The organism is Psychrobacter sp. (assembly GCF_030457785.1).
GTDB lineage: Bacteria > Pseudomonadota > Gammaproteobacteria > Pseudomonadales > Moraxellaceae > Psychrobacter.
On sequence record NZ_JAKDUI010000170.1, the window covers coordinates 1 to 5899 of the forward strand.

Annotated in this window: 4 protein-coding genes; all 4 read left to right on the forward strand. The window is 45.0% G+C overall.

Going from position 1 to position 5899, the window contains the following annotated elements:
• The first annotated feature begins 547 nt into the window (after positions 1-547).
• The 4 genes from L0J61_RS08530 (at position 548) to L0J61_RS08545 (ending at position 5631) form a co-directional block, all read left to right on the forward strand.
• Positions 548-1843, forward strand: coding sequence for an FAD-dependent monooxygenase (locus L0J61_RS08530; RefSeq protein ID WP_301466020.1), 1296 nt, complete (start codon positions 548-550; stop codon positions 1841-1843).
• A gap of 98 nt (positions 1844-1941) precedes the next feature.
• Positions 1942-3234: an FAD-dependent monooxygenase gene (locus L0J61_RS08535; RefSeq protein WP_301466021.1), complete on the forward strand. Its 1293-nt coding sequence runs from the start codon at positions 1942-1944 to the stop codon at positions 3232-3234.
• 90 nt (positions 3235-3324) lie between these two features.
• On the forward strand, positions 3325-4260 hold the full coding sequence (locus L0J61_RS08540) for a COG2958 family protein (protein WP_301466023.1): 936 nt from the start codon (positions 3325-3327) through the stop codon (positions 4258-4260).
• A 102-nt stretch (positions 4261-4362) separates the two neighbouring features.
• Positions 4363-5631, forward strand: a complete 1269-nt coding sequence (locus tag L0J61_RS08545) for a hypothetical protein (RefSeq protein ID WP_301466022.1) — start codon at positions 4363-4365, stop codon at positions 5629-5631.
• The last annotated feature ends 268 nt before the right edge of the window (positions 5632-5899 follow it).

A 5899-nucleotide genomic window follows, 5' to 3' on the forward strand; every position in this document is an offset into this window, starting at 1 on the left:
TCGATATTATCTGCGCTATTTTCCTTGTTTGACTGCCATTTATCTCATTTTTATCACCATTTTTAAAATGAGGACACACCCTAAATTAATATCGGATTATTGAATTATTGTTTTGTGGATGAAAGTAAATCAAAGTCTTGCTTTCATTATGGTAGATTGTTTTTAAAATTCAAGCCATAGCAGACAGAGATGTCTTGGTTTTTGTATGGTGATTGCAACCACCATACAACTATAGTCATTTCACCATAAAAGTATTACTGCGTTGACTTCGCTTGAAGTATTAAATATACATCTACATTCGGTTGCTTTGTACTACTTTCAAATTAAATCGACTATATTTAAATTGGTTTGGAATCTATTTATATTGTTTATCAATGGCGCTGCGAGCAATAACGGAGTGAAAGTGCTACGTTGTCGCCATGAATAGCATGCAGGCGACGGAATGATCGTCAATCTGTGATAATCTATTGCTATAAAATGCAGTGAGCAATGGCGAGATTTATAGTATGAATAACAAACGAGCCAAACTGATCAAATAGGAAATATCATGATAGAAAGTACTGATCTGAATGTATCAGATGCGAAACAGATAGGGGCGATGACTGAGCAACAAGTGCTAATCGCTGGTGGTGGTCATGTGGGTTTGTCTTTCGCTTTATTGTTAGCGCATCATGGTATCGCTAGTACGTTACTAGAAAAAATGCGTTATCCAACCATCAGTCCGAACGATGACAGCACGCGAAGTCACTATTTAGACAGTCGCAATACCGCATTGTCACGACGTACGGTACAGATTTATCAAGAGATTGGGCTTTGGGATGAGTTACAAAGCCATGCTTGCCGTATCGATACGGTACAGATCAGTGAGCAAGGTAGCTTTGGTAGAGCGCAGCTGAACAAAGCGGAAGAGAAAGTAGAGTCCTTTGGGCAGGTAATGGAAAACGCATGGCTTGGGCGCAAACTGTTACTAGCCGCGCAGCAAGAGCCGCTGATTACTATCGTTGATAATGCCAATGTCAACGCTGTCGAGCAACAAGATGACGGCGTGACGTTGAGCTATAGTCATTTCGATGAAGAAGAGCAGCAGCAACTGCAAGCGAGTGTTTTGGTCGCTTGTGATGGTCGGGATTCTACGGTGCGTGAGTTATTAAATATTAGCACCACCAGTTATGACTATCAGCAAACGGCCATCGTCGGTGTGGTCGAGACTTCTATGCCGCATGAGCATGTGGCGATTGAGCGATTTAGTCCAGCAGGTCCACTCGCGGTGCTGCCACTGACCGATCCAGAAGGCGATGGTAATGATGAATACCAACAAGACTATAGACGCTCGGTGGTCTGGATATGTCCAAAAGGTGAAGAAATCCAATATCTGGAGGATGATGCGCACTTTTTACAGACTTTGCAGCAGGCCTTTGGTCAACGTGCTGGAAAATTCGTCACTGCTGGTCGCCGCGGTGCCTATCCGTTGACTCGTGTATTAGCGGACAAGCAAGTAACAGGTCGTTGTGTCATGATGGGAAATGCAGCCCATACTTTGCACCCAGTGGCCGGTCAAGGATTTAACCTTTGTATGCGTGACGCGCACGTGCTGGCACAGATGATGAGCGCCCAAGTACTCAGAGGTGCAGATATCGGTGAGACGCAATTATTACAACGCTACGAAAAATCTCGCTTAAGCGACCAAAAAAGAGTGATTCGTTTTTGTGATGCTGTTGTTCATGGTTTTACGCATCCGAACCCAGCCATCAAGCTGGCGCGCAACGTGGCCTTGGTCGCATTTAATAAACTGCCAAATATTAAGCCATTGGTTGCCAACTACGCGATGGGCTTAAAATCGTAAGATTAGCGGTATAAGCACATTGATAAAGTGTAATGATAATACGCATTCTAATATGCCAAGCGTGTTCAGATTGAAAGAGAAACATTAAGAGATAAATTATGACAAACAACCAAACGCTGATCATCGGTGGCGGTATCGTCGGTGCGACGCTGGCGCTAAAATTGGCACAGGCGAAAATCCCCGTAACGCTAGTCGATGCAAGCCCTGCACGTGATGAATCAGAATGGCAGCAAGTACTAAGCCGCCGTGATGCTCGTGTTTATGCCCTGAGCCTTGCTAGTATTGAATTGCTAAAAGCGGTCGGCGCTTGGCAAAAGGTTGCGCTGTCTGAGCGCAAAGCTGACTATACGCAAATGCAGGTATGGCAGCTAAACGGCATGGGTGAGTTACTGTTTGGTGACGTTGATGACAGCACTAATAGCGATAACAATGATGATAACAAAGCGGACAGTGCTGTAGATTTGCTTGGTAGTATGGTCGAGCCTGCTGTGATTGAACACGCATTATGGCAGCGTCTATCTGCAGAGGATGTGTGTGACTATCTAACAGTCATGGCTGGGCAAAAAGTCGTTAATATGGATTGGTTGGGTGCGCAGCAAGGCTATCGGGTAAAACTAGAAGGTGGCGCAGCGATAGAGGCGAAACTACTAGTGGGCGCGGATGGTCGCGGTTCTTTCGTACGTAAGCAGGCCGCTATTGCGCTGGATACGCTCGATTACCAGCAAACAGCGATTTGCTGTGCCATTCAGACTGAAAAACCCCATCGAGCTACTGCCCGTCAAGCCATGCTACCCACAGGAACGCTAGCGTTGTTGCCGTTGGCAGATATCACCGACGAAGACAAAGCCAACCCGCAACATTGGCAGTCTATCGTGTGGACACTGCCGCGCAATCAGGCGTTGGCGCTGCTTGAAGAAGACGATCGTGTCATCGCTGATAAGTTGGCTGCTGCCAGTAACTATGAGCTTGGCGGTATCAAAAAGATTGAGTCGATTGCCAGCTTTCCACTAACGGCACAGCAGGCCAAAAGTTATGTGGCAGACAATCTAGTATTGATCGGTGATGCAGCGCATGGTGTGCATCCGTTGGCGGGACAGGGATTAAACTTAGGCATGCTCGACGTGCAGGTACTAAGCGAGCAGCTGATGCATGACTATGCCCGTAGTGGTTGTACGATTTGGGGTGCCAGTCAAACGTTGCGTGGTTATGAGCGTTTGCGCCGTCCACATAATAGCCTGATGATGCACAGCTTTTCGGCGCTTAATTGGTTGTTTGCAGGGTCGATTTCGCAATGGCGGCCTGTGCAGCAGATACGTAGCGAAGGAATGTATCGTGTGGGTAAAATGAAACCGCTGATGCGACTATTTGCCAAGCAGGCAAGTGGGGTGTAATTTTGTGGAATTCTTACATTATCTAATGATAGTGTTTTTGTGAAAGTCTTGGACATTAAGTATTGAGGCAGTATGACAACCAGAGTGCAAATGATTATCGAAACACTGAGGGAAAACCCTGAACGTACTTTTACTGCTCGTGAAATGGCAGAGACTTTTATTGAGCGTTATCCAAATGAAATTAAAGAAAAACAGAAAAACCCTCGTTATAAAAACCGTGATGAACTGATAGCTCAGTTAGCTGCTGAAATAGGTGGAGAGCGTACTGAAGCTGCAAAGAAAAAATGTAAAAACGTGACAACACAAGATAAGCCACGCCCAAGATTATATTTCTGGTCAGAAACCCCAAGCATTAATGAGGCTGAAGGTGTAGATGCTTCTGAAGAGCCAGTGGTTCATTCACAGCCTCCAGTGGATTCTATTGATAGTAGTATAAACACGCTTGCTTTGAACGAACATGAACTCTACCCGTTATTAATTGATTTTTTGGCAGAGGATATGGGGCTGTTTTGTAGACGAATTGATGAGCGTAAATCTCGTAATACACAGGGTGCAGGTGGTAACCACTGGCTGCATCCAGATATTGCTGCTCTAGAAACATTGGATAAGAATTGGTCTAGTGTGGTGAGAGACTGTGTTCGGAACAGTAATGATGCTTATGTGCGGCTGTGGTCATTTGAAGTTAAAAAAGATTTGAATAAAAGCAATGTTCGGAAGAGTTTCTTTCAGGCAGTTTCAAATTCTAGCTGGGCTAATTTTGCTTATTTAGTTGTAACAGGTCTAGATTCAGCAGTAGAAAGCGAGCTGCAAATGTTATCAGGCTTACATGGTATTGGGGTAATCATACTAAATACTCGGTCACTTTTTGATAGTCAGATATTAATACCTGCAAGAGAGCGTAACAACATAGACTGGCTGTCAGTCAATCGCATTACTGAAGAGAATAAAGACTTTGAATCGTTTGTGGATCAGGTCGGTATTTATATCCAAACAGGCAGAATCACTAAAAGCTTGTGGAATAAATGATTTTTAATTGTATTAAAAATCATAGATCGTAAATCGCAATATATAAACCATACAATTTTCTAATGATTTTTACGAACCAAAGGCAAACCCAAACCCAAACCCATGCTTATCCCTAAATACTGGGCACAACACAAACAAAGCTTTAAGTCGTCAGTGTCCACTGGTGGCGCATCTGACAGCGGCGAGTCTACACAAGTGACCATCAAGCGATACGGTTGGTCAGATGACAGTCGAGCAGGGGCGCTCGGCCGTGCGAAAGAGCGGGTGCATGAGGCTCATCAGCGCTGGCTGGATGGCGAAGATATTGTCAAACGTGAGCGTAGTGAAGAGTACAACGAAAAGAATGGCATTCCCATTCGTGAAGAGATTGTTGCTGAGTATGGATTTTCAGAGAGAGGGTTGATTGCAGGTCACATAGCAGATAGGCAACCTGAACATCAGCTGTCTGATACAGGGTTGATAGTCACGCGCAATGGTTACGGTGCACAGGTTGCTAATGTCAATAAGATTGCGATTGTCGATGTCGATCATGCGGACTTACTGCATCACCACTATCCTGATGAATATGATGAAAATGGCTATATGACCGAATTAGCCATCAAACAAAGCAGTCCAACAGGCAAAGTAAAGGTTTGGTTTTTTGTTCTGGCTTTTGTCCTTATTGCCAGTGTCATTGCTTGGCTAGAGCTATCTTGGTTGTGGCTGATAGCTGTGATGGTCGCTGTCACTGCTTATTTGTGGCAACAAGCCAGCAAAAAAGACAAAGCGCGCACGCAAAAACGCGCTGACGATACTGCCTCATTGCAACCCCTAGTCGTTGACTTAGTTCGCAAGCGAGTGGCCACACATTCGCATGAACAGTTCCGACTGTATGAAACGCCAGAAGGGTTTCGTCTCATCGCCACCCACGATAACATCGAGCCTAGTGATGCGTTGGTCGCAGAGTGGTTTGAGCACTTCCATGCTGATGCTAATTACGTACGTCTTTGCCAAGCGCAGTGTTGTTTTCGCGCGCGGCTTACTGCTAAGCCTTGGCGTATGGCAGAGGTCAATGAGAAAGGTACATTGAATAAAAACATTCCGACGAAAGATTTTTGGTCGATGCCTAGCGATGATGTAGATTCGGAAGAAAACGAGTGGCGTCACGCCGCGCTTGAGGCTAGAGAAAAGTGGTTGGCTGATTATGATAAATATGCGAAAAATTATCGAGCCTGCCGTTATATTGAGACTTATTCTGGTAGAGAGGCGACTCGCTTTGGCGTGGCTGCAAGTGACATCTCAACACAGGCCTTAACACGCGCCGCTATTAATGGCTTTATTCGATGGCATGATGATGCTTGTCAGGTGGATAAAGATCTGGATTTGGCTTGATGGTAGGTGCATGGTTCAGGAAATTAGCTGAGCAAAGAACCTTCCAAATAAATGATATTTATATACACTCTAAGCCTTAATTATTTATGCACCAGTCACATACGACAAGAGCGTAAGCCGCTGCTCTGGCAACCACTTATTGTGAAAGCCGGAGTACAGATCCAAGCGATCGTCTACTGGCTCATAGTCTGTAAAATCGTACGACGCAAAGATGGTTTTAACATTTTACCGCAGAAATCCCCTACCTCTAAGGTAGTGGGATGAATGC